Genomic DNA, 22,564 nt, shown 5'->3' on the forward strand with positions numbered 1-22,564 from the left:
TGATGGCTCTCTATTTTTTTTAATAAAAACAAATAAAAATAAATATTTATGTTGGTGCTAATTTCATAAAAGAGATACGATTATAAGACTCGATTAAAATAAAGGGGGATTGTAAGTGATCATATCAGATGTACTATACGGAGAATTTGAAGTGGATCAAGTAGTAGAAGAATTAATTTCAAGTAAGTCTATGCAAAGACTAAAGGGAATTCATCAAAATGGCGCAAGTTACTTAGTGAACGAGAAATGGAATGTAACGCGCTTTGATCATTCAGTTGGTGTTATGTTATTAGTTAAAAAACTAGGTGGTTCAGTAGAAGAACAGATCGCTAGTTTACTGCATGACGTATCGCATACTGCCTTTTCCCACGTGATTGATTACGTTTTTGATAATGAAGATGAAAGTTATCATGAAGAGATATTTAGTTCTGTTGTGAAAAACTCAGAAATTCCAGCGATCCTTGCGAAGCATGGTTATAACTATGAAGATATTTTATTAGATGATTCGAAGTGGACATTACTGGAAAGGTCAGCGCCCGAATTATGTGCAGATCGAGTGGATTATACGTTACGAGATATGTATACATACGGATATATTTCTTTAGAAGAGGTTCATAGATTTTTAGAGGATATTATCGCAGTAGAGGGGAAAATGGTCCTTCAAAGTATCGAAATGGCAGAGTGGTTTACAGAAACGTATTACAAAGAAGTAATCGATTTCTTTATGAAACCAATGAATATTTACGGAAATGATATGTTAGTGAAAACGTTAAAGTTAGCTCTTCATAAAAAGGTTATTCATGCAGATGATTTCCTTCTTGAAGATGCTGAGCTTATTTCGAAATTGCAGCAATGTAATGATTCAGAAGTCCATGCTTTATTAAGAAAAGTTCATCCCAATGTAAAAGTAAAAGAAGATAGAGACGATTACGATTTGTATCAGAAAAATAAAGTCCGTCTTATTGATCCTCCGTTACTTCGTGAAGGTGAAGTTATTCCAGCATCTGTTGTGTCAGAAAACATAAGACAGATGAGTGATATTGCTTATGAAAAAGCGGTGAGAGGGATGTATGTGAAAGTGATTTCGAATTAAAAAAGAAGTAGCGCATCGTTTTTAGAGCGCTACTTCTTTTTTATTAATGATCAAACCAATTCCAAATCTCAATATCTCCAAGAGTCGCATAACGTACGTGCGGGGAGTTTTGTAATTTTAATAACTCTTTCGACGGGCCAGTAATGACAATGCCGTATACTTTTACGCCATTCTCTTTTACATATTCATAACGTTTATCTAAGTTTAGTTCTTTCTCAGAAAGCGCTGCTATTTTGCTTACCGTTTTTTTATGGATAGAAAGGACGCGCATCATTTCGGTTACTTTGTCTTCTTGCGTTTTCTGCCCGTCAGTTTCATTAGCGAGGAATCTTACATGTTCTGGAAACCCTATAGCTTCTCCGCCATGTAGGATATAGTCATCTACATTTTTTCTTTCTTGTCCTGTATCTAAAGCATACCATAAAGGAGTTGGAGGGAGTTCTTGTGCCTCAAATGTGCTATATAAAAGCGGTTCTAATTCTTTTAAAGTGTAAGCTTTATCAAAAGAAATTGCTACTTCTGCAACGGTTCCATCATGTACTTTTGCAAGTGTATCCCATACTTTTTTTGATGAATCCTTTAAATAATCACCCTGCTCTGTTTTTGGATGAACAAAGAAGAGTTTTGGTTGATAGAACGGATTCATCCAAGTTCGCTTCGTAACATCTACAGATGATAAGAAGCTTTTTGTTTCTATTGTACCGAGGGGCATTTCTTTTTTACCGACGGTTCGTACTAAATCAAATTGGCTATTCGTACGGAAAAAAGCTTCTACACTTGTTCCGCCTCCCATAACGCGGCTATTTGGGATCGTTGCTTCAAGTGCAAGCGAAGGAACCTCTCTAATTTCTTCTAGCCTTTTATCATTATTAGCTTGAAAATAAAAGGCTGATAATACCCCGCCGATTATATAGATAACGATGCAAATTGATAATATAAAACCAAACGTTTGTAAACGATGTTTCCACTTAATTCTCCAAAAAGGAATTTTAAGATTTTTTGGAGGTAACTTTTTCTTAATTGGTTCTGTTTTTGTTAACAGCTCATCTAAGTAAGCTTCACACTCTTCACATGACTCAATATGACTTTCTAACAGTTCTTGTTCATCATGCGTGAGCGTTCCATTTTCATACTTCTTCCATAGTTTTTTAAATTCTGTACAACCCATCCGTATCACTCCTTTATGCTTTTCGTGTCTTTCCGTCCCCTGTGTAATTCAATTTTCACTTTCGCTAATGAGAGACCAGTCATTTCTGCTATTTCCTTATAGGAGAATCCATAGTAATCTCGTAGTAGTAGGACATTTCGTCTTTCGAGCGGAAGAGCGTATAAACGGTCTAACCAACTAGCAATCTCATGTTTTACGAAATATCCATGTTCTGTACTTGGCACGTTTGGTAAATGGAATTCTTCCACTGTAGTTGTTTTATACTTTTTTTCTTTTCGATACCAATCGATAAAGGCATTGTAGGCAATTGTAAATAACCAAGGCCTAATTTCTTCTCCTTTATAATAGTCAATATGGACGAGCATTCGGTAAAATGTTTCTTGCATGAGATCTTCCGCATAGTGGGAATCTCCGGTTAGGGAGAGAAGATAGCGAAATAAATCTTGCATATGCTCTGAGTAAATTTCTTCTAATGATTGTTTACGTTTCACTACATTTCCCTCCCTTCATACATAACAACGAAATACATATAAAAAAGTTACAATTTTTTATGGAATTATAGTAAAAAACGTCAAGAATTGGATTGCGTTCTCTTTTATCATAATACATATAAGGCGGGTGAACAGAGATGGAAAGCTATGAAACACAAATTCAAAGGTCAATTGATTATATTGAGGAAGATGTAATGGAAAAACAAACGCTGCGTAATTTAGCGCGGGTTGCAGGTTTTTCTGAGTCTCATTTTCATCGTGTATTTCAGGCGTTAGTAGGTGATACGGTAATGGAGTATGTTCGAAAGAGGAGGTTAGCCCGGGCAGCTTATCAACTTTCTCATACGGATGAAAAAGTTATTGATATCGCGTTTGAACATGGCTTTCAATCTCACGAAACGTTCACGAGAGCCTTTAAAAAATTATTTCAAATGACACCGAGTGAATATCGAAAACAAGAAATCGAAACACCGATGTATTACAGAGTAAATGTAAAGCAAAGAAAATTAAATCCGTATTTAGGAGGTATACAAATGGAATATTGTATTGTAAATAAACCAGAATTTTTAGTGGCGGGTTATGAACTGAAGACGACAAGTAAAGAAGGGAAAAACCATCAAGACATTCCAGCATTTTGGCAAGAATATTTACAAAAAGATCTTGGGACAACAATTCCGAATCGTAAAGATACGAGCCAATGGGTAGAGCTTGGATTATGTACTGATTTTAATTTAGAAACAGGGGACTTCACTTACATTATCGGAATGGAAGTTACAGACTTTGAAAATGTACCAAATGAAATTGCAAAGCGTACTTTCCCGGCAGCAACATATGCAGTATTTACAACGCCGAAAGTTCCTCATGAAGAAATGGTATCGTCTATCCACCAAACTTGGAATGCAGTATTCTCAGAATGGTTTCCGCATTCAGGGTATGAACATTGCGGAGTTACAGAGTTTGAACTGTACGATGAGCGTTGCCACGAAGATAAGAGTGAGTTTGCACAAGTAGAGCTTTGGATACCGGTGAAGAAAAAATAATAGGGTAAGAGCGAATCATTGGGAGATGGTTCGCTTTTTTTATAAGTGGATTGTTAAATTTGTATTGTTTTATCTGTAATACATATGAAAATGGTAAAATAAAATAGCAATTAAATATTGCGGGTGGAAGGTTATGCCCTTTCTTCATTTTGTGAAGAAAGGAGGTGTAATCGTATGGAATTTCTTTTGCAAATTTTGTTGGAAATTACAAAAACTATAGCTAGAGAAGGTATAGTTTTTGGATTTAAGAAATTAACGGCAAAAAAAGCGCAAAAAGAAGACCACCCGTCAGCCTGCGAAGCGTGGGAAGTCTTCTAAGCGCAAATAAGCTTTAGTTGCAACCTTCCACCTTGCGGTAATTAGTTGCAGTGACGGGGTGTTGGAAGCACCTCGTCTACTTCATTTTATGCAAAACTTAGTTAGTTTATACTTCTATTTATAGTATAACAGTTTAGAAATGTATTTGTTAATAGTTTTATTTTTACTTTTACTTTGTATAGTAGGGAAGCAGGTTAGTATTGTCGGTTTTTGTCGGTAAGTCGATATATCTAGAAAATCGCTGATATAATTCGAGTTGCGCTGATATATTCAAAAAATCGCTGATATAATTCGAATTGCGCCGATATAATTTCATATACCGATAAAACACCTCAAAAAAACGATCCACATAATTTCAATCACTGTAAAATCACCCCAGAAAAGAAAAAAGACGCCACATAGCGTCTTTCCTACGAACGAAACGGAAATACAAGAATAATCGTCGTTCCTTTTCCGAGTGCACTATCAATGGAAATTGTTCCGTTATGAGCATGAACGAGCTGTTTTGTAATGGCTAGGCCAAGTCCAGTTCCGATGTTGCTTTCTTCTGTGTTTGTTCCGCGGTAATATCGTTCAAATAGAAGTTCTTTCGTTTTTTCATCCATTCCTTTTCCGTCATCTGAAATGGAGAGTGTAAAGGAATTAGCGTTTTGTGATAATTTTACGATGACAGTAGTTGTTTCGTTATTATGTTTTACAGCATTTACGAGTAAGTTTTCGATAATACGCTGGAACCATTTTTCTTCAATGAAATATTGAATTTTATTTGAGCTCGGTACGAATTCAATATTTTGATTTTGGAGTGTTGGATTGTTAATAAATTGCAATAACACTTTTTGAACGAACTGATTGATTTCAACGTTTACGTGTTGGGCAGGAAGGCTGTTATTTTTTAATTGATACGTTAAGCTTAAATCATCAATTAATGTCGTCATATATTGAGATTTCTCTTTCATAACACTACCAAATTGCTGAATATCACGATCAGTCCAGTTATATTGATTCGATTCGAGTAATAATGCGTAGCCATATATAGAGCTAAGTGGTGTTTTTAAGTCGTGTGTTAGACCGGTAATCCATTCTTCTCGTGTTTGCTGGAGGACTTGCCTCATCGCATCATTTTTTTTGAGTGTAATAGAAAGGTGTTCTAGTGAACTTGTTACATCTCTAAATAAACGGAATGACCATTTTTCTTTACCAGATCGCCGGAACCTGACGGGTTTTCCTTTTTTACTAATAGGTTCTTCATACTTTCCACCAGCGATATTTTTAAGCCAGCGCATCGCATGTAATAACGGTTTCCCGAATTTATTACCGTACCAAATAGAAAGAATGACTAAATAAACAAATACGATAAGAAGGATTAATCCGCATCCGATGAGAAACTTCTTAGTAAATACATCTTCAATTTCGTCACCTGGATAGTAGTGCTCCTTTTTTGCAGTTACAACGAGAAGGTTGCCACTATTTGCATCGTAAAAGCTAGACGTATTTTCTTTATGATTCCACGGTTCTTTTTCATTAAGGGCGATTTGTATTGCTGAAAATGTTTTTTTCTTTCCAGCTGGATAGGCAAAAACCTCTTCGCCATTTTGATTAAATATTTGAAGTGCTGCTTTTTCTTTAGACAGTAACTGTTTTTCTTGATCTGTTAATGTGAACGAATCCATCGTTAAAGAGGAGTGATCCTTTTGAATTGCTGTCAGTAACGCATTGCTTTTTAACATACCACCATAAATAACAAGTACTTTCTTTTCTTCTAATTCAATTTCCCAATATGTAAATTTATAATTACTTTCGATATGATGTTGTATATATGCGACTAAAGATGTCTTCGTATAAGCATTCGGAACATCATTTGGTGTATTAAAGTGGTAGAGGACTTTTCCGTTTTCATCTACAACTTGGAGCCAATCATTTTTCTCCTTTATTAAATCTTGCACTTCAGATTGTAACGAAATATGCCCATCTTCTGAAGAGATGTATCTTGAAATTGTAAAACTATCAGAATCTGGAATATTAGGTTCGTATAAAGTACTAGTAAGAAGAAAAATTAAATAAGTAAAAGCAGCAACTACAGCGATAAGTAATGTAACTAAAACAAAAACGTGTTGCATGATAAATTGAATAATAAGTCGTTTATTAAAATTCATATCGTCACCCTACTTTGTAACGAACTTATAACCAAGCCCGCGAACGGTTTTTATATATTCTGGTTTACTTGGATCATGTTCAATTTTTTCACGTAGTTTTCGAATGTGGACCATAACAGTGTTGTCATCGCCATTATAGGCAGGTGCTCCCCAAACTTTTTCGTATATTTCCTCTTTCGAAAATACGTAGTTCGGATTCTCGCAAAAGAAGAGTAGTAGTTGAAAGAGTTGAGCGGAGCATTCGACAATGTGCCCATCTACTGTTAGTTCTGCAGAGTGCTGATCAATTTCAAATCTTCCAAATGAAATCGAGTGTGATTTTTGTTCGTGTGGTACGGTTTGTTTCATATGTCTCCGAAGCTGTGCTTTCATGCGTGCTACTACTTCTAATGGATTAAATGGTTTTGTAATATAATCATCTGCACCGTATGAAAATCCGGATATTTTATCTAAATCAGATGCTTTTGCTGATAGGAAGAAAATTGGACAATCTGTTTGTTGGCGAATGATTGGACAAATATCAAAACCAGATTGTCCAGGAAGCATTACATCTAAAATAATTAAATCGTAATTGTTTTGCTTAGTTAGAGATAAAGCCATTTCAGCTGATGTTGCAGTTGTAATATGAGAAAAGCCTTCTTTTTCAAGAATGGTAGTTAGTAATTGTAAAATTGCTGTTTCATCATCAACGAGTAAAATATTTGCTTGGTACATAAACATCCCTCCTAATTTTCTCGAATATCATATCATCATTTTGTAACTTATGGAATTTTTAAGGAAATTTTAAGGTTTTCTTTCGCAAAAAATTAAGAATCAAATGATATGATAAAAGTAACATAGGGGAGGAGATGAGTGTGAACCCGTTTCAAGTGATGCGAGCTAGATATTTTTTAATTGTATTTGCACTATTAATTTTAATAGCGAGAAGTAGTGGCGATTTGCTAACAAGTATATTTCATATACAAAATTCTTCTTTTATAAATATCCTTATATTCTATATCCTTCCGATGGTATGGATTTCTTATGAGTATAGAAAGCACCACATTTCATTTTCATTATTTGTTAATAAAAATGAAACATTTAACTTGGTACAAGTTTTATACATTACGGTTATGTTATGCATGTTTAGTTACGGGTATCTTATTTTGTATATGTATAGTTTTGCATGGATTACACCGGACTTTATTATGAACGCCCTGCATGAACCAATTGTAGATAGTACTGGGGGATATGTATCTCAAGTCATTAGGGTCGTATTCATCGCACCAATTATCGGGGAATTTGTTTTTCGCGGATTTTTACTTCAACGTTTTGCAACAAAATGGGGAACGAGCATAGCGACCATCGTTGTAGCAATATTGTTTGCGTTGTTACATGTTGATTTCCTCGGTGCAGCCATATTCAGCATCGTATTGTCAATCGTATATATTCGTACGAAAAGTTTACTCATGCCAATTGCAATACATATGTTAAATAATGCATTTGTAATAGGTGCGTCTTTTCTAATAAGTAGAGAAAAAATTATGAGTTTTGCCGATTTCTCAAGTTATACGACATTCTTTCCTGGACTTATTATTTTTATAACAGGATTAAACTTAGTACTTATCTTTTTATTTGTTAATCGCAAATATTGGAGTAAAGAAGTGCCAGTTATATATGCAGAGCAGAAAAAGAGCTTTTCAGATGTAGTCGGGAGTAAATAAGATGAAGAAGACGGTTGAAAAAATATTAAAAGACATTATAGATGTTACGTCTATTACAGATATGTGTGATAAAAGCGTTTGTCATTGGATTCAACCTGTAGTAGATACGATTGTGTTTCCAGAGTATTACTTATTTTCTAGTACTCATTTAAAAGAGAATATTATTTCTCTTCTTACTTGTGTTCGGGGTTTTACTAATATTTGGTCTAATTGTAGAAGAAATGATGAAGCGCATCTTCAGAAAGAATGAAGAGAAGTATGTGTGGGTTCATAAAGTATTCGAGAAAGTCATGGTGGCTTTCCTTTTGTTTTATGGTATGAAAACAATCATTTACTTTATAGCTTTGAAACATCATTAATTCGAAATTTGAAAGGGATGTATAAAATTATATGAATGAAACGATATCATCAAATAAGTTTTTTTATTTGATTTTACTTAGTCTAGTGTTAATAACGACAGTGAATGTTATTTTGCGCTGGGAGGAAGCTTACTTTTTCATGTATTTAGCGCTCCATTTGTTGGGGATTTTATGTATAAGTGGTGGAGTCGTTACTGAAAAAAAGAATGAAGAAAGCGTTAACTATATGTGTGTGATCGGTCTTGTTTTACTTTTAGCTGTACAGGGTATTATGAAATATAGTTCTTTCTCTTTACAAGATTTTAGTTTATTAATAGATGTACTTCCTTAAAGAGGCTTTTTATGTTATCTAAAAAGCAAGTAGGGTACGTGTTGGTTTGTAAGTGTGATCCTTATTACGGATTGTGAACCGAAGAAAGTGTTTAAAGATAGGCAAAACTCTTCTTATGTAGAAGAGTTTTTTATGTAAATAAAAGGATTTCGAGCAATTCACATAATAAGCTTGTTCTAATTTAGCGTGTACGAACTTACAATAATAATAGACAGGCAGCATAGAGGAGGGAATAGCGTGAGGAAGGTTATTGGTTGGTCGCTTTTTTTGTACGTTGGATTTGCGTTACTTATATATTGGTATTTATTTGGATGGAATCATGAACTTATTCCGGACATGTATAAGGGAACGAGTGCAGATCCAGAAACGTTTATGAGTGCTAGAGAGCTTACGCTAAGCCAAGATTATTCGCGCGTGAAAAATTTACTATACTTTTTAGCGACGCCTCTTGAATGGATTATTTTATTATTTGTACTTGTGCTAGGTATTTCAAGAAAGTTTGAGAAATGGTCGAAGGAAACGACTAAAATAAGTGTTTTGCAAGTTGCGATTTATTTCTTTTATTTATCATTACTGACAACAGTGCTTGCCTTACCGATGCAATGGATTGGCCGGAAAGTGTCCGTTGATTACGGCATTTCAACGCAAAGTACACAAAGCTGGATAAAAGATCATGTTATCGGTTTTTGGGAAAGTTATGCGACTATGTTAATCGTAGTTACCGTTCTATTATGGCTTATCCGTAAATTTCCGAAGAGATGGTGGCTCGCAGGATGGGCGCTCTCTGTTCCATTTACAATCTTTTTAACATTCATACAGCCTGTCGTTATTGATCCGCTTTATAACGACTTCTCGACGCTGAAAAATAAAGAATTAGAAACGAAAATTTTAGCGATAGCAGACAAAGCGGATATTCCTGCTAAACACGTATATGAAGTAAATATGTCAGAAAAAACGAATGCATTAAATGCTTACGTAACAGGAATTGGCCCTAACGCCCGTATTGTAATGTGGGATACAACGCTTAAGCAGTTAAAAGATAAAGAGATTTTATTTATCATGGCCCATGAAATGGGGCATTACGTTATGAAGCATATATATTTTGGCGTTGCAAGTTATGTATTGCTATCGTTTATAGGTATGTTTTTAATTAGTCGTATTATAAATATGTGTATTCGCAAATGGGGAGATACATTGCAAATTTCAAAAGTGGCATGTTTCTCCATTTTACCTTTATTTTTCTTAATTTCTTCTATACTCTCTTTTGCAGCACAACCAGCAACAAACTATGTTTCACGTATAGAAGAAAGAGCGGCAGATCAATATGCTTTAAATATGACGAAGGACGGAAAATCTGGTGTGAAAACTTTTCAATATTTATCAAAAACAAGTTTAAGCCAAGTAAATCCGCCTGCGTTAGTGAAATTTTTCTTATACACGCACCCACCAATTTTTGAAAGAATTCATACGTTTGAACAATATGAGAAACAAAGCAAAAAGGAGTAGCTATTATGCTACTTTTTTTTATAGAAATATAAGTTTTATATTGGGAATATTTATCATTGCTTTTTATTGCGATTTTGTAAATAATAAGCTATGAAATTCTAAAAATCTATATATAAAGGAATAAAGGTGGAAAAATGTATTTTTTACAAAATTTAAAAGTGAAATATAAATTATTATCGCTTATTTCATTAGCAGTTTTAGGTATGGTAATTATGAGTAGTGTAGCAATTAATTCTATTAATAAGATTAAGCACGATACAGAGGTTGTAGTAGATGATTATCAATATTCTGCAATTTTATTAGAAGGAATGCTTCGTACACAAAATTCACTAGAATATAACTTATTAGAGTTAATTACGGCATCACAAAATGAAGTGGCAAATAAAGAGGGAATAATTAATAATATTGAAAAGGATCTTAAAAAATATGATTCTTTATTAAAAGAATATGATGATGGTTTTAATTTAAGTAAGCAAGAGGATGAACTGTTTCAGAAGATGAAGAAATCTTTACCAAGTTATAAAGATACATATAAGAAATTATTTGAAAAGGCGAAGGCAACAAACGAGCCGCAAATGGTAAATGAATTTCAGAAGGAATTAAAACCGAAGGGAATAGAGTTAGCTGGTTATGCAGTGGATCTAGAATCGTATGTTTCAAATTTAGCTGACCAAGTATTTAAAGATTCGCAAAAAATGATTGATCGTTCCGTTATTACCTTTATCATTCTTGTAGTAGTTACTACAATCGTTATATGTATAGTAAGTTATATTATTAGCAAGCTTATAGTTGCTCCTTTACAAACGGTTAGTCGTATGATGGAAAGAGCGAAAGAAGGAGATTTAACTGTACATGGTGATTATACTGCTAAGGATGAATTAGGTGTATTAGTAAGTAATTTTAATGAGATGATTGCAGGGCTAAGAACAAATATGCAAGAAGTAGAGAATAATATTCAGCTTCTATTCCAATATGCAGACGGAGTAGCATCTGCGTCAGAAGTATCTAGTAGTGCAGCCAAAAAAATCACTATGGATATTGAAGAAGTCGCAAATGGCGCAGAGAGTCAAATGCAAGCAATGGAACAAACTGCGGGTGCGATGGAAGAGTTGACACAAGGAATGCAGAGTATAGTCAATACATCATCCTCTGTAAATGAATTATCTGCTCAATCAGCATTAGATGCAGAGAGTGGTAACAAATTAATGAAACAAATGATTCAACAGATGGATACAATCCAAAATTCGGTACATAGCGGTGTGAAACAAGTAGAGACTATGAAAGAACAATCAGAAGAAATTGTTAAAATCATTGATGTAATGCAAGGTATTACCTCCCAGATTAACTTATTAGCATTAAACGCCGCAATTGAGGCTGCACGTGCTGGTGAAAGTGGTAGAGGATTTGCAATTGTGGCAGATGAAGTGCGGAAATTAGCAGAACAATCTAGTGATTCTGCAAAACAAATTGAGAATCTTATTACTCAAGTTATGGGAACAACGAACCATACAGTACATATGATGGGGAAAGTAGATAATGAGGTACAGGCAGGTACACAAGTAGTAATGCATACAGAAAAAGTATTTGGAACAATTACAGAAAAAGTACAGCAAGTATCTGAGCAAATTCAAACGGTATCTATGTCTACAGATGAAATTGCAGCGAGTAGTGAGGAAATCTCGGCTTCTGCAGAAGACATGGCTCAAATTTCCCAAAGATCATCTGACCGAACTGATAGGGTAAAAGAGTCTATTCAACAGCAGGAAAAATCTGTTCAAGAGATTTCGGTTTCAATTGAACATATGCATAACGCAGCAGGAAAACTAAAACAAATAGTTGCCCAATTTACTCTTCAAAAGTAGTAGCATATTTGAGTGTTAATAAATAAAAAAAAATCATCCTCTTTTAAGAAAAAAGGATGATTTTTTTATCCCGCTATTTGCTGGACAGTAAGACCCCCCACCTCAAAATTCAGCGAAAACGAGTTATCAGTGAAGGGGAATGCTACCTCTGAAATATAAACCATGAATATAGTAGCCTCCACTAGGTATCTCCTTTAGGTGCCAATAAAGGGAAGTTGTAAAGTGAAAAGGAGTTTATAAAGAGATTGTAGAATGTTTTAGTATATAACACCTTAGATGTGACAACTTCCTTTTTGAAAAAGAAAGAAGGGAGTATAAAGCAGAAAGGTAGTGGAAATATTTCTTCTAGAAGATTTACATTTTATCTTACATTCACCAAAAAATAATACTCCTGAAACAATGAAGTTCATTTTATTTGAATGAAATAGGGAGAGAGGACAATGAAGAAAAAAATATTGGGTGTAATGATGATTGCGACAATGGCAGGAGGTATATTTGCAGGGACGAATGTGACGCCTGTAAAAGCGGAAGAGTATCCACAAATGATTGTGTTTGAAGATGTTCCATACGGATTTTGGGCATATGATGCCATTATGGACTTAGCATATCATAAAATTATATTAGGGTATGGAAACGGGAAGTATGGTGTTGGCGATCTTATAACACGTGAACAAGTAGCTGGGACTATTTACAGAACACTTGAGATAAAAGAAGAAGGGCCAGTAGCGAATCCATATAAAGATGTTTCTGATAGTACAACAACTTTTAAAAAGGAAATTTTGGCGTTAACAAAACGTGGTGTTTTTTCAGGGGATGGCCAAGGGAATTTTAGGCCGAAAGCACCAATCTCTAGAGCGGAAATGGCTGTCATTTTAAAACGAGCATTTCATTTTGAAACGAAACAAAAACATACATTTAAAGATATTCCAAAAGGCCACTGGGCAGAAGATGCAATTAGTGCGTTACAATCTAATAATGTTGTGAGAGGAACTGGGAATGACATGTATGAATTAAATCGCCCTGTACCTAGAGAACAATATGCTCAGTTTATTAATAATGCGATTATTAATTATCATTTGAAAGAGGATTGGAAGTAGAGTGAAATATGAAAGCACAAATAGAAATATTTGTGCTTTTTTGTTTGTTTAAAAAAGAATTATTATTCGTATTTATGTATTTTTATGGTTATACACAAGCTTTATAATCAACCCGATAAAAAAGACATGATGTGTAATATGATTCACAAAACCGTCACGAAATGTGTCGAAAAATATATTGTCGCTATACCATTTATTCTGTATATTTTTAAAAAAACATATACATATTGGGGAGATAATTAGATGAGCAAAAAATTATTAAAAACAGCTACAGCATTAACAATTATGGGTGGGGTATTATTCTCAGCAGAGAGTAACAGTGTAAAAGCGGAAAGTGCACCGTTGCAAAAAACAAATACAATTGTATTTAAAGATGTACCAAAAGGACATTGGGCATATGAGGCAATTCATGAATTAGCGGAACAAGAAATTATTTTGGGATATGGCGATGGAATATTCGGTTTTGGGGATAATGTAACACGTGAGCAAGTTGCAGCTTTAATTTACCGTGTGTTTGATATGGAAGAACAAGATGAATATGAAAACCCATATGGAGATATTGATGAAAATTCAACAAGCTTTATCGAGGAGATATTGGCGTTAACGGAAATGGGAATTTTCCAGGGAGACGAGAATGGAAACTTTAGACCGAAGGCGACGTTAACGCGTGCGGAAATGGCACAAGTTCTTACGAATGCTTTTGACTTACAGGCGAAGGGATCTCATAACTTTAATGATGTTTCAACAAATTCATGGGCAACGAATGCAATTAGTGCAGTACAAACAAATGGTATTACAATGGGAATCGGAGAAGGTAAATTCGGTCCGTCTATGAAGGTAACGAGAGAACAATACGCACAGTTTTTACATAGAGCAATATTGCATGATATGGAACAAGGGCAGTAATAAAGTTTAACTAGTCAAAGTGAAATTTAAAAATAATACAAAAAGGTCGTTGTTGTATAACAGCGGCCTTTTTGTATGAAATAAAGCGCGAAAGAATGGCGTTTTGAAAAAAAATGAAATGAATTTTCGAAAAAAACTTCCTTTTCTGAAGATTTGTTATATAATATAAAACATGAAATCAAATCTGTTATAAAACAGTTTAAGAAGGGGATGCTAATATGTCGACGCAAACTTCACGGGTTACACTCGTTGGAGAAATGTTACCAGCGTACAACGAAATATTGACACCTGAGGTGCTTAGTTTTTTGAAGGAACTACATGAGAATTTTAATGAGCGCCGCATAGAACTTTTACAAAAACGTGTAGAAAAACAAAAGAGAATTGATGCAGGGGAGTTTCCGAATTTTCTAGAAGAAACAAAACACATACGTGAAGCGGATTGGACAATTGCCAAGCTGCCAAAAGACTTAGAGGATCGCCGCGTAGAGATTACTGGACCGGTAGATAGAAAGATGGTCATTAACGCTTTAAATTCAGGCGCGCATCTTTTTATGGCGGATTTTGAAGATTCGAATGCACCAACTTGGGAAAACGCAGTTGAAGGGCAAATCAATTTACGAGATGCAGTAAAGGGAACGATTTCACATGAAAATGATAAAGGGAAAGAATATAGATTAAATGAGAAAACAGCTGTACTCATTGTACGTCCAAGAGGATGGCATTTAGAGGAAAAGCATATGCAAGTTGATGGGAAAAATATGTCGGGTAGTTTAGTAGATTTCGGCTTGTATTTTTTCCATAATGCGAAAGCTCTTTTAGCAAAAGGGAGCGGCCCATATTTTTACTTACCGAAAATGGAAAGTTATTTAGAAGCGAGATTATGGAATGATGTATTCGTATTTGCTCAAAAATATATCGGCATTCCAAACGGAACGATTAAAGCAACTGTGTTACTAGAAACGATTCACGCTTCGTTTGAAATGGATGAAATTTTATATGAGCTAAAAGATCATTCTGCTGGCTTAAATTGCGGAAGATGGGATTATATTTTTAGCTTTTTAAAGAGTTTCCGTAATCATAATAAATTCTTACTACCAGATAGAGCACAAGTCACGATGACGGCGCCATTTATGCGTTCGTATTCTTTGAAAGTAATTCAAACATGTCACCGCCGTAATGCACCAGCAATTGGAGGAATGGCGGCACAAATTCCGATTAAAAATAATCCAGAAGCAAATGAAGCAGCTTTTGAAAAAGTGCGTGCTGATAAGGAACGCGAAGCTTTAGACGGTCATGACGGGACTTGGGTTGCCCACCCTGGACTTGTACCGGTTGCAATGGAAGTGTTTAATCACATTATGAAAACACCAAATCAAATTTTTAGAAAACGTGAAGAAATATGTGTAACAGAAAACGATTTACTAGAGGTACCGGTGGGAACGATTACAGAAGAGGGCCTTCGCATGAATATTAGCGTAGGTATTCAATATATTGCATCTTGGTTAAGCGGACGGGGAGCAGCACCCATTTATAATTTAATGGAAGATGCGGCAACAGCTGAAATTTCAAGAGCACAAGTATGGCAATGGATTCGTCATGAAGGTGGAAAACTAAATGATGGTCGTAATATTACGCTTGAATTAATGGAAGAGCTAAAAGAAGAAGAATTAGCAAAAATAGAAAGAGAGATTGGTAAGGAAGCCTTTAAGAAAGGGAGATTCCAAGAGGCGACAACGTTGTTTACAGATCTCGTTCGAAATGATGAATTCGTACCATTTTTAACATTACCGGGTTATGAAATTTTATAAAAAATGAAAAGGGGATGGAACAAATGAAAAACGAAAGAATCGAGAAGTTACAAGAAAGCTGGGAATTAGATGAGCGTTGGAAAGGGATCACACGTCCATATTCGGCAGAAGATGTAATTCGCCTGCGCGGGTCAATTGATATTGAACATACGTTAGCGCGTCGCGGTGCTGAGAAGCTTTGGACATCGCTTCATACAGAAGACTATATTAACGCACTTGGCGCATTAACAGGAAACCAAGCGATGCAACAAGTAAAAGCTGGGTTAAAAGCGATTTACTTAAGTGGTTGGCAAGTAGCAGCTGATGCAAACCTTTCTGGACATATGTATCCAGACCAAAGTTTATATCCAGCGAACAGCGTACCTGCTGTAGTAAAACGAATTAATCAAACGCTTCAACGTGCGGATCAAATTCAGCATATGGAAGGAAGCGATGATACAGACTATTTCGTACCGATTGTAGCAGATGCAGAAGCTGGATTTGGTGGGCAATTAAATGTATTCGAACTGATGAAAGGTATGATTGAAGCAGGTGCATCAGGTGTGCATTTTGAAGATCAATTATCTTCAGAGAAAAAATGTGGCCATTTAGGTGGAAAAGTACTACTACCAACGCAAACAGCAGTACGCAATTTAATTTCTGCACGCCTTGCAGCAGATGTAATGGGAGTGCCGACAATTATCGTTGCAAGAACAGATGCGGATGCAGCTGATTTAATTACGAGCGATATCGATCCTGTTGATAAAGCATTTATTACAGGAGAAAGAACACCAGAAGGGTTTTACCGTACGAATGCAGGTCTTGATCAAGCAATTGCGCGCGGTTTAGCGTATGCACCGTACGCAGACCTCGTTTGGTGTGAAACGTCAGAACCAAATTTAGAAGATGCAAAACGATTTGCGGACGCAATTCATAAGGAGCATCCAGGGAAGCTACTTGCATATAACTGCTCACCTTCATTCAACTGGAAACAAAAACTAGATGAAAAAACAATTGCAAGCTTCCAAAAGGAAATCGCATCTTACGGTTACAAGTTCCAATTCGTAACACTTGCTGGATTCCATTCATTAAATTACGGTATGTTTGAACTAGCACGTGGCTATAAAGAGCGCGGCATGGCAGCATACTCTGAACTACAACAAGCAGAATTCGCAGCTGAAAAACATGGCTACTCTGCAACACGTCATCAACGCGAAGTAGGAACAGGTTACTTTGATGAAGTAGCACAAGTGATTACAGGCGGAACTTCATCAACGACAGCGTTAAAAGGATCTACAGAAGAAGCACAGTTTACGAAATAAAAGGAAGGGCACCTTTTTGAAGGGTGCCCCTTGTTATTTTCTAAACGATTCGAAAAGAGAGAGTGAGTTGTCGGCAAAAAACGATACTTCCTTTTCTTTATTACTAAATCAACTCCACTCAGCCCTATGATCACGAATAAACTTCATATCTTTCTCATAATGCTCTAGATGTCCTTCATCAATCATTCTTTGGAAATTCAAGTCGCCTTCTTGCGCTTTTCGTTTCATATATGTACATAATCCTTCTAATCGAAGCAACACCATTCCTAAGTAATCTTCATCCATATTTTTATCATAGGACTGAACGAACAAATTCATTCTCTCTTTAATGCGATCTGCATGTTGCGATGATTCATAATGAACGGCTTCACCGGATTCTGTATAATACACTCTACTTAAAGGCACACAAGTATAGAGTGTATAAGCGATATCCCATAGTCTTGGACCAGGAGCAGCAACATCGAAATCAATAATCCCTACTGGCTTCTCATTATTAAAAATAATGTTATATATGGCAAAATCATTGTGACATAAAACCTCAATGTTATTTGGAGTGTGATCCATCGGTTTCCAATCATCTAATAACAGAAAATCACTTACAGCATCATGGTAAAGGCGGAGTATCTTTGCTATTTCTTTTAATACATTATTAGATCGCATATATTCTTTTAAAGGATAATTGCCAGCTTCTCCTTCAATAAAGGATAAAATCTCTCTATCCTTTTCATCTACACCTAAAAACTTTGGAGCATAATGAAATCCTTTGTTTTCTAAATGTTGCAATAACTTATGAATCTTTTCATTTCCTGGCTTTAACTCTCGCCGAACAGTATTTTCAGAACGATATACGCTTGAGACGTTTCCCCCTGTTAGCCTTTCTTCTTTAGCGTAGTTTGACATGTGAAAATTCCCCCTGTGATTAAAAAATCCAATTCCAAATAGTAAATAAACCAACAACGGCAGAAAAGAGAAGGGAAGCAAGCAATGCTAGACAGCAAAAAGGAACTAGCTTATCTTGCCATGTTTCTTTATACTCATAAATTAACTCCTCTGCTACTTTCTTCTGCACTGAAGATAAAGGTTGATCTTTATACAAACCTTTTATATGGTTAGAATCGCCTTTAAACTTTAAAGCACGTGCAATATGATGAGGACTATTTCCCATTGATTTTTCAAATAATAAACATGATTCATGCATAATGTCTGTTTTATGCTCCTCTAGATACCAGTAACGTCCAGCCATTTCTGGATATTGTAATTTATAATAAATATCTCCGAGTTGTTTTCGAAGATGTAATTCATTTGGGTATGTAAAGATGAGGCCATGCAATCTATCCCTTGCTTTTCCAAGATTATTATTTTCAATATCCTCTTCAATTCTTTTTAATGTTTTTCTAGGAATTTTATTGGTCATAAACTCCTCCTTATTTAGAATAGAGATAATTATATTTTATAAGAAATACTAAAAATTAGAAATTCTATTTTCGAAAAAGATTGTACATTTTATTTTAATGTGCTATGATGATGTCAGTTGAATAGTTAAATTAAGCAATCCATATGTTATCAAGTGCTGGAAACGAACGAGAAAAAGTATGTGAGAACTAGTTTATGTTTCGTATTTGATAATGTGTGGATTCTTTTTTTAGACAGGAAGACTAAAAAATTAAAAATTTGTATTTTCTTAGGAGGAAATAATCATGGCAGTAACAGGACAAGTAAAATGGTTTAACAACGAAAAAGGCTTCGGTTTCATCGAAGTTCCAGGCGAAAACGACGTATTCGTACACTTCTCTGCAATCGAAACTGAAGGTTTCAAATCTTTAGAAGAAGGCCAAAAAGTTAGCTTCGAAATCGAAGAAGGTAACCGTGGACCTCAAGCTAAAAACGTAATCAAACTATAATTTTATAGTTGATGATAGAAAAAAGGATGGCTAATGCCATCCTTTTTTGTTGTGGAGAAAGTTTTTTCAGAGTCTTGTTTTATATCTAAATCTCTTTTTCTATGTTACAACTGGTGAAAAATTATCTGGAATGCGTATTAGTTTTTGTAGAAGAATTAGTTCAGCAAGGGCATTTACTGCGTATGATAGTAAATAACTATAAATTTGTATTCTCTGTTGAAATGGGGAAATCTTTTCCAGATAGACCTTGAGTAACATCTTTTTTGTTAGTGTTGTTGTTGGAATTTTGTACGTTTTGAGATGATGTTTCTAACAGTTGTTCTTGTTCCTTGCTAGGGGTATTCAGGGCATCTGAGGGGATGCTATTAACCTGCTGGCTTAAGAGATTTTCTTTGTCCATAGTATACAGCTCCTTTTTGGAATTCGATAAAAAGCAATGTAATTATAAATAGCTACTTATATATATTGTGTTTTTGAATGACATTATATACAAAACTTATATTACAAAGTTAACTAATTAACGAATTGTTAGTGATGGATAAAGATGTACAAATTTGAAGTGTTTAATAAAAATTAAAAGCGGGTAACAAGTACCAATACTCTTTCTCATGTTTTATATAAGGACCATATTACAAATCAAAAAAGATGTAGGGAACCTTGGGAGAAAATATAGTTGTTTTTTAGGGAGAAGAATAAATAAAATGATACTACAAATGTAAAAAGGCATTCCATAAAGGAAGGCCTTTTATTGTTCTTGTCCTGATTTTTTCTTCTCACGTTTTTTACATTCTGGACATTTTGATTTACGAAACGGTTTAGCAAAGAATAGCAGAATGAAAAATAAACCGAATATAATACTAGCTGAGTTTTTCACGATAATGACGCTACTATTTTTCATTTGAATCGATGGTTGGATCTCTTTTTCCTCCATAGTGGCCCTCCATATATTGGATTTACATTTTAATTATAGCAAAGTTAATTGTTTTCATGATGTGAAAATAGGAAGGGGTAATAAATATTTATAGGTAGTATAAATGCTGTTTTTATAACTTTAAAATTAAAACATTACTATATCGTGATTTTTTTATTTAACAAATGTTTGATAAATGATAAAAAATTGTAAAAAAGCGGAACTTGTAAGCTATTTCCTTTTCATAGATGCTAAAATTATATATGCAGCTGCTAATATAAATGGAAAAAAGGAGATAATGGAGTATGGAAAGTAAAGTGGAACGCTATGTCGAAAATTATGTTGTAACGAAAAATACGATGGCCTTACTTCCTGTTATTCTAAGTGAAAAGAAAATTGTTACGCGAGTCGTTGAAATGAATGATTCTTTTTTCGTATTTCAAAAACCTCTAGATATTATAGAAAGAAGTTGCCGCAAGCATGGCTCTAGTTTCTTAGGCAGAAAAGAAGGAACGAAAGAGTTAACTCATATTACACATAAAGCACCGATTGCGATTAGTCCAGCAGATCAACTTTATTTTTTCCCTACCTATTCTTACTCTAGAAAAGAGTGTGCTTGGTTGTCTCATTTTTATATTGAAAGTAATAAAGAATTAAAAGATGGAAATCTTATTATTAGATTTATAAATGGCTTTGCTGTGAAATTAGAGATATCAAAAACTAGTTTTGAAAATCAACAAAATCGTACAGCGAAATTACGTACTGAATATGAAGATCGTAGGAAAAAACAAGGGAATCCTTGTTTTAAAGAGGTTGATAAAAAAGAGGAATCAACATTAAGACCCGCTTATGAGAGTGTGTATTTTGTGAAGGAAGGCGAAGTGTGAAAGGATGGGGGAATCCCCATTCTTTTTTGTTTATCCTGTTATTTGTGGGCAGTAAGACCCCCGCCTCAAAATTCAGCGAAAGCAAAGAAGTTAAGCGGGGGATCAACAAAATCCCCACTGATTAAAGTTTCACTTTATCAGTCTTTGTAGGTAAGGCGATATATTAGAAAAACCGAGTTGTAATTGTTATATTTAGAAAATCACCATTGTAATTTCATTTACCGAAAAAATCAAAAAAACAATCTAAATAACAAAACGAATGACACGTCCTGTCGAATATTGATAGATTATCATAGCTAAATAATGAAGGAATTCTTATGAAAGATATGGAAACTTTAATAAATACATCTCCATATGTCGTATCTACCATTTCCTCTTTCATATAAGCAATGATACAGTAGGGATAGTATTTAGAGTAAAGGGGTAAAGTGTAGAATGGATTTTCAGACAATCAAAGAGTATTTTTCACCAGAAAATATGGATCATATTGTTGAGAGTTATAAAGCGTTCGGACCACTTCTTGGTATTGGTTTACCGATGATAGAGGCGTTGATTCCAGCATTACCGCTTATCGTATTTGTACTGGCGAATGCTGTTGCATTTGGCTTTTGGCTCGGTTTTCTTTATTCATGGCTTGGATCAGTAATGGGTGCATTACTTGTCTTTTTCATCATCCGCCATTTTGGTCGCAGTCGTTTCTTTTCGTTTGTAAATAAGCATGAGAGAGTACGAAAAGCAATGGGGTGGATTGAAAGGAAAGGATTCGCACCGATTTTTGTTATATTTTGTTTTCCGTTTACACCGTCAGCGCTCATAAATGTTGTCGCTGGTTTATCCCGAATTAGTGTAAAACAGTTTGGTCTAGCGTTAGCATTCGGAAAACTTGTGATGATTTTTATTTTAACGTATATCGGTCATGATTTAATGTCATTTATTCATAATCCGGTGAAATCAGTTATTGTAGCGATTGGTATTTTTATTTTATGGTATGTCGGTAAGAAAATCGAAGTAAAGTTAGAACTACATTAAGAATAGTCTTCTTTGTAAAGGAAAGCTTCAGTATTAAAGGATAAGGGGAGAAGCAGATGAAGAAAACTTTGAAAAAAGAAGGCATGGAGTGGATACGAACAATTTTAATTGGTGTATTATTAGCTGTATTTTTTCGAACGTTTTTCTTTTCAACGTATGTTGTAGAGGGGAAGTCAATGATGCCGACATTGCAAGATGGCAATATGCTAGTTGTAAATAAGGTGAGTTATCAAGTTGGGGACTTGAACAGATTTGACGTTGTGGTATTTCATGCGAATAAAAAAGAGGACTATGTAAAGCGGATTATCGGTTTACCTGGAGATCATATTGAATATAAGCAGGATAAGTTATATATAAACGGTCAATTTATTGATGAGCCGTATTTAGAGAAGTATAAGAAAGAGATAAACGGAAGGCAACTAACAGGCGACTTTACATTAGAAGAGTTAACGAAAGAAAAACTGGTGCCACCTGGGTTTATTTTTGTAGTAGGTGATAACCGGCTCGGGAGCTGGGATAGTAGACACTTTGGCTTTGTAAAAGCTGATACAGTCGTCGGTAAAGTTGATTTGCGATATTGGCCAATTCAAGAGGTGCAAACGAATTTTTCAAAAGGTTGATATAATAGATAGAAGTATAGAAAAAGGCAAACAACTCAGTTTGTCTTTTTTCGTGTCCTATAATACAATTATAGTAGCAAA

At 34.8% G+C, this 22,564-nt stretch carries 23 protein-coding genes and 2 pseudogenes; 17 read left to right on the plus strand and 8 right to left on the minus strand.

Features of this window, described 5'->3' with window-relative positions:
* Positions 1 to 115 precede the first annotated feature (115 nt).
* The gene (locus C3Y97_RS05650; protein ID WP_000587075.1) at positions 116 to 1,093 is read left to right on the plus strand and encodes an HD domain-containing protein; all 978 of its coding nucleotides are present in this window, start codon (positions 116 to 118) and stop codon (positions 1,091 to 1,093) included.
* Between the two features lie 43 nt (positions 1,094 to 1,136).
* Here the strand turns inward: C3Y97_RS05650 and C3Y97_RS05655 are convergent, their stop codons facing one another.
* Both C3Y97_RS05655 and C3Y97_RS05660 read right to left on the minus strand, forming a co-directional pair.
* Positions 1,137 to 2,261 (minus strand): anti-sigma factor, encoded by a 1,125-nt coding sequence (locus C3Y97_RS05655; protein ID WP_121868118.1) that lies wholly within the window; start codon positions 2,259 to 2,261, stop codon positions 1,137 to 1,139.
* A 5-nt stretch (positions 2,262 to 2,266) separates the two neighbouring features.
* Complete coding sequence (locus C3Y97_RS05660; protein WP_121868119.1) at positions 2,267 to 2,752, minus strand: RNA polymerase sigma factor; 486 nt, start codon at positions 2,750 to 2,752, stop codon at positions 2,267 to 2,269.
* Positions 2,753 to 2,889: 137 nt separating this feature from the next.
* On the opposite strand from C3Y97_RS05660, the gene C3Y97_RS05665 reads away from it, so the two are divergent.
* Both C3Y97_RS05665 and C3Y97_RS27760 read left to right on the plus strand, forming a co-directional pair.
* The gene (locus C3Y97_RS05665) at positions 2,890 to 3,792 is read left to right on the plus strand and encodes an AraC family transcriptional regulator (protein ID WP_000446852.1); all 903 of its coding nucleotides are present in this window, start codon (positions 2,890 to 2,892) and stop codon (positions 3,790 to 3,792) included.
* 174 nt (positions 3,793 to 3,966) lie between these two features.
* Entirely contained in the window at positions 3,967 to 4,110 is a 144-nt protein-coding gene (locus tag C3Y97_RS27760; RefSeq protein ID WP_006916098.1) for a hypothetical protein, read from the plus strand.
* Between the two features lie 410 nt (positions 4,111 to 4,520).
* Here C3Y97_RS27760 and C3Y97_RS05670 read toward each other — a convergent pair whose 3' ends face one another.
* Both C3Y97_RS05670 and C3Y97_RS05675 read right to left on the minus strand, forming a co-directional pair.
* Positions 4,521 to 6,263, minus strand: coding sequence for a sensor histidine kinase (locus C3Y97_RS05670; protein ID WP_136363181.1), 1,743 nt, complete (start codon positions 6,261 to 6,263; stop codon positions 4,521 to 4,523).
* A gap of 9 nt (positions 6,264 to 6,272) precedes the next feature.
* The gene (locus tag C3Y97_RS05675) at positions 6,273 to 6,977 is read right to left on the minus strand and encodes a response regulator transcription factor (RefSeq protein WP_000283871.1); all 705 of its coding nucleotides are present in this window, start codon (positions 6,975 to 6,977) and stop codon (positions 6,273 to 6,275) included.
* 140 nt (positions 6,978 to 7,117) lie between these two features.
* On the opposite strand from C3Y97_RS05675, the gene C3Y97_RS05680 reads away from it, so the two are divergent.
* The 10 genes and pseudogenes from C3Y97_RS05680 to aceA all read left to right on the plus strand — a co-directional run bounded on the left by C3Y97_RS05680 (position 7,118) and on the right by aceA (position 17,136).
* Entirely contained in the window at positions 7,118 to 7,966 is an 849-nt protein-coding gene (locus C3Y97_RS05680) for a CPBP family intramembrane glutamic endopeptidase (protein ID WP_001067988.1), read from the plus strand.
* Between the two features lies 1 nt (position 7,967).
* Positions 7,968 to 8,325, plus strand: a pseudogene (locus C3Y97_RS05685) (hypothetical protein).
* A 31-nt stretch (positions 8,326 to 8,356) separates the two neighbouring features.
* Positions 8,357 to 8,656: a DUF2101 family protein gene (locus C3Y97_RS05690; RefSeq protein ID WP_001006050.1), complete on the plus strand. Its 300-nt coding sequence runs from the start codon at positions 8,357 to 8,359 to the stop codon at positions 8,654 to 8,656.
* A gap of 237 nt (positions 8,657 to 8,893) precedes the next feature.
* Positions 8,894 to 10,162, plus strand: a complete 1,269-nt coding sequence (locus C3Y97_RS05695) for a M48 family metallopeptidase (protein WP_001233314.1) — start codon at positions 8,894 to 8,896, stop codon at positions 10,160 to 10,162.
* A gap of 134 nt (positions 10,163 to 10,296) precedes the next feature.
* Positions 10,297 to 11,076: pseudogene (locus C3Y97_RS28435) on the plus strand (MCP four helix bundle domain-containing protein); the annotation flags it as partial.
* Positions 11,077 to 11,232: 156 nt separating this feature from the next.
* Complete coding sequence (locus tag C3Y97_RS28440; RefSeq protein WP_404978265.1) at positions 11,233 to 12,024, plus strand: methyl-accepting chemotaxis protein; 792 nt, start codon at positions 11,233 to 11,235, stop codon at positions 12,022 to 12,024.
* A gap of 440 nt (positions 12,025 to 12,464) precedes the next feature.
* Complete coding sequence (locus C3Y97_RS05705) at positions 12,465 to 13,121, plus strand: S-layer homology domain-containing protein (protein ID WP_000727102.1); 657 nt, start codon at positions 12,465 to 12,467, stop codon at positions 13,119 to 13,121.
* A gap of 243 nt (positions 13,122 to 13,364) precedes the next feature.
* A complete protein-coding gene (locus C3Y97_RS05710) occupies positions 13,365 to 14,027 on the plus strand; it encodes an S-layer homology domain-containing protein (protein WP_000038564.1) in 663 nt (220 codons plus the stop codon).
* 218 nt (positions 14,028 to 14,245) lie between these two features.
* Positions 14,246 to 15,835, plus strand: coding sequence for a malate synthase A (gene aceB, locus C3Y97_RS05715; protein WP_136363184.1), 1,590 nt, complete (start codon positions 14,246 to 14,248; stop codon positions 15,833 to 15,835).
* Positions 15,836 to 15,858: 23 nt separating this feature from the next.
* Positions 15,859 to 17,136 (plus strand): isocitrate lyase, encoded by a 1,278-nt coding sequence (gene aceA, locus C3Y97_RS05720; protein ID WP_000787346.1) that lies wholly within the window; start codon positions 15,859 to 15,861, stop codon positions 17,134 to 17,136.
* Between the two features lie 108 nt (positions 17,137 to 17,244).
* Here the strand turns inward: aceA and C3Y97_RS05725 are convergent, their stop codons facing one another.
* A complete protein-coding gene (locus C3Y97_RS05725; RefSeq protein ID WP_086692708.1) occupies positions 17,245 to 18,036 on the minus strand; it encodes a phosphotransferase in 792 nt (263 codons plus the stop codon).
* A gap of 19 nt (positions 18,037 to 18,055) precedes the next feature.
* A complete protein-coding gene (locus C3Y97_RS05730) occupies positions 18,056 to 18,550 on the minus strand; it encodes a DUF6584 family protein (RefSeq protein ID WP_000182392.1) in 495 nt (164 codons plus the stop codon).
* Positions 18,551 to 18,833: 283 nt separating this feature from the next.
* Between C3Y97_RS05730 and cspA the strand changes: the two genes are divergently transcribed.
* Entirely contained in the window at positions 18,834 to 19,037 is a 204-nt protein-coding gene (cspA, locus tag C3Y97_RS05735) for an RNA chaperone/antiterminator CspA (RefSeq protein WP_000301522.1), read from the plus strand.
* A 196-nt stretch (positions 19,038 to 19,233) separates the two neighbouring features.
* Here cspA and C3Y97_RS05740 read toward each other — a convergent pair whose 3' ends face one another.
* Together C3Y97_RS05740 and C3Y97_RS05745 are read right to left on the minus strand one after the other, a co-directional pair.
* Positions 19,234 to 19,437, minus strand: a complete 204-nt coding sequence (locus C3Y97_RS05740) for a hypothetical protein (RefSeq protein WP_000356916.1) — start codon at positions 19,435 to 19,437, stop codon at positions 19,234 to 19,236.
* Between the two features lie 345 nt (positions 19,438 to 19,782).
* Positions 19,783 to 19,968 (minus strand): hypothetical protein, encoded by a 186-nt coding sequence (locus tag C3Y97_RS05745; RefSeq protein WP_000391373.1) that lies wholly within the window; start codon positions 19,966 to 19,968, stop codon positions 19,783 to 19,785.
* A gap of 284 nt (positions 19,969 to 20,252) precedes the next feature.
* Here C3Y97_RS05745 and C3Y97_RS05750 point away from each other — a divergent pair, with 284 nt between their 5' ends.
* The 3 genes from C3Y97_RS05750 (at position 20,253) to lepB (ending at position 22,483) form a co-directional block, all read left to right on the plus strand.
* A complete protein-coding gene (locus C3Y97_RS05750) occupies positions 20,253 to 20,834 on the plus strand; it encodes a competence protein ComK (RefSeq protein WP_000444443.1) in 582 nt (193 codons plus the stop codon).
* 435 nt (positions 20,835 to 21,269) lie between these two features.
* Complete coding sequence (locus C3Y97_RS05755) at positions 21,270 to 21,863, plus strand: TVP38/TMEM64 family protein (RefSeq protein WP_000347517.1); 594 nt, start codon at positions 21,270 to 21,272, stop codon at positions 21,861 to 21,863.
* Between the two features lie 56 nt (positions 21,864 to 21,919).
* Positions 21,920 to 22,483 (plus strand): signal peptidase I, encoded by a 564-nt coding sequence (gene lepB, locus C3Y97_RS05760; RefSeq protein WP_000751919.1) that lies wholly within the window; start codon positions 21,920 to 21,922, stop codon positions 22,481 to 22,483.
* Positions 22,484 to 22,564 lie beyond the last annotated feature (81 nt).

It is taken from the genome of Bacillus sp. DU-106 (assembly GCF_004799705.1).
Lineage (GTDB): Bacteria > Bacillota > Bacilli > Bacillales > Bacillaceae_G > Bacillus_A > Bacillus_A cereus.

What these genes read in the sequence shown, in the direction of transcription:
- C3Y97_RS05655 (WP_121868118.1), bottom strand. Translation starts at nt 2,261, where the DNA reads ATGGGTTGTACAGAATTTAAAAAACTATGGAAGAAGTATGAAAATGGA.
- C3Y97_RS05665 (WP_000446852.1), top strand. Translation starts at nt 2,890, where the DNA reads ATGGAAAGCTATGAAACACAAATTCAAAGGTCAATTGATTATATTGAG.
- C3Y97_RS27760 (WP_006916098.1), top strand. Translation starts at nt 3,967, where the DNA reads ATGGAATTTCTTTTGCAAATTTTGTTGGAAATTACAAAAACTATAGCT.
- C3Y97_RS05670 (WP_136363181.1), bottom strand. Translation starts at nt 6,263, where the DNA reads ATGAATTTTAATAAACGACTTATTATTCAATTTATCATGCAACACGTT.
- C3Y97_RS05675 (WP_000283871.1), bottom strand. Translation starts at nt 6,977, where the DNA reads ATGTACCAAGCAAATATTTTACTCGTTGATGATGAAACAGCAATTTTA.
- C3Y97_RS05690 (WP_001006050.1), top strand. Translation starts at nt 8,357, where the DNA reads ATGAATGAAACGATATCATCAAATAAGTTTTTTTATTTGATTTTACTT.
- C3Y97_RS28440 (WP_404978265.1), top strand. Translation starts at nt 11,233, where the DNA reads ATGCAAGCAATGGAACAAACTGCGGGTGCGATGGAAGAGTTGACACAA.
- C3Y97_RS05705 (WP_000727102.1), top strand. Translation starts at nt 12,465, where the DNA reads ATGAAGAAAAAAATATTGGGTGTAATGATGATTGCGACAATGGCAGGA.
- C3Y97_RS05710 (WP_000038564.1), top strand. Translation starts at nt 13,365, where the DNA reads ATGAGCAAAAAATTATTAAAAACAGCTACAGCATTAACAATTATGGGT.
- aceB (WP_136363184.1), top strand. Translation starts at nt 14,246, where the DNA reads ATGTCGACGCAAACTTCACGGGTTACACTCGTTGGAGAAATGTTACCA.
- aceA (WP_000787346.1), top strand. Translation starts at nt 15,859, where the DNA reads ATGAAAAACGAAAGAATCGAGAAGTTACAAGAAAGCTGGGAATTAGAT.
- C3Y97_RS05725 (WP_086692708.1), bottom strand. Translation starts at nt 18,036, where the DNA reads ATGTCAAACTACGCTAAAGAAGAAAGGCTAACAGGGGGAAACGTCTCA.
- C3Y97_RS05730 (WP_000182392.1), bottom strand. Translation starts at nt 18,550, where the DNA reads ATGACCAATAAAATTCCTAGAAAAACATTAAAAAGAATTGAAGAGGAT.
- cspA (WP_000301522.1), top strand. Translation starts at nt 18,834, where the DNA reads ATGGCAGTAACAGGACAAGTAAAATGGTTTAACAACGAAAAAGGCTTC.
- C3Y97_RS05740 (WP_000356916.1), bottom strand. Translation starts at nt 19,437, where the DNA reads ATGGACAAAGAAAATCTCTTAAGCCAGCAGGTTAATAGCATCCCCTCA.
- C3Y97_RS05745 (WP_000391373.1), bottom strand. Translation starts at nt 19,968, where the DNA reads ATGGAGGAAAAAGAGATCCAACCATCGATTCAAATGAAAAATAGTAGC.
- C3Y97_RS05750 (WP_000444443.1), top strand. Translation starts at nt 20,253, where the DNA reads ATGGAAAGTAAAGTGGAACGCTATGTCGAAAATTATGTTGTAACGAAA.
- C3Y97_RS05755 (WP_000347517.1), top strand. Translation starts at nt 21,270, where the DNA reads ATGGATTTTCAGACAATCAAAGAGTATTTTTCACCAGAAAATATGGAT.
- lepB (WP_000751919.1), top strand. Translation starts at nt 21,920, where the DNA reads ATGAAGAAAACTTTGAAAAAAGAAGGCATGGAGTGGATACGAACAATT.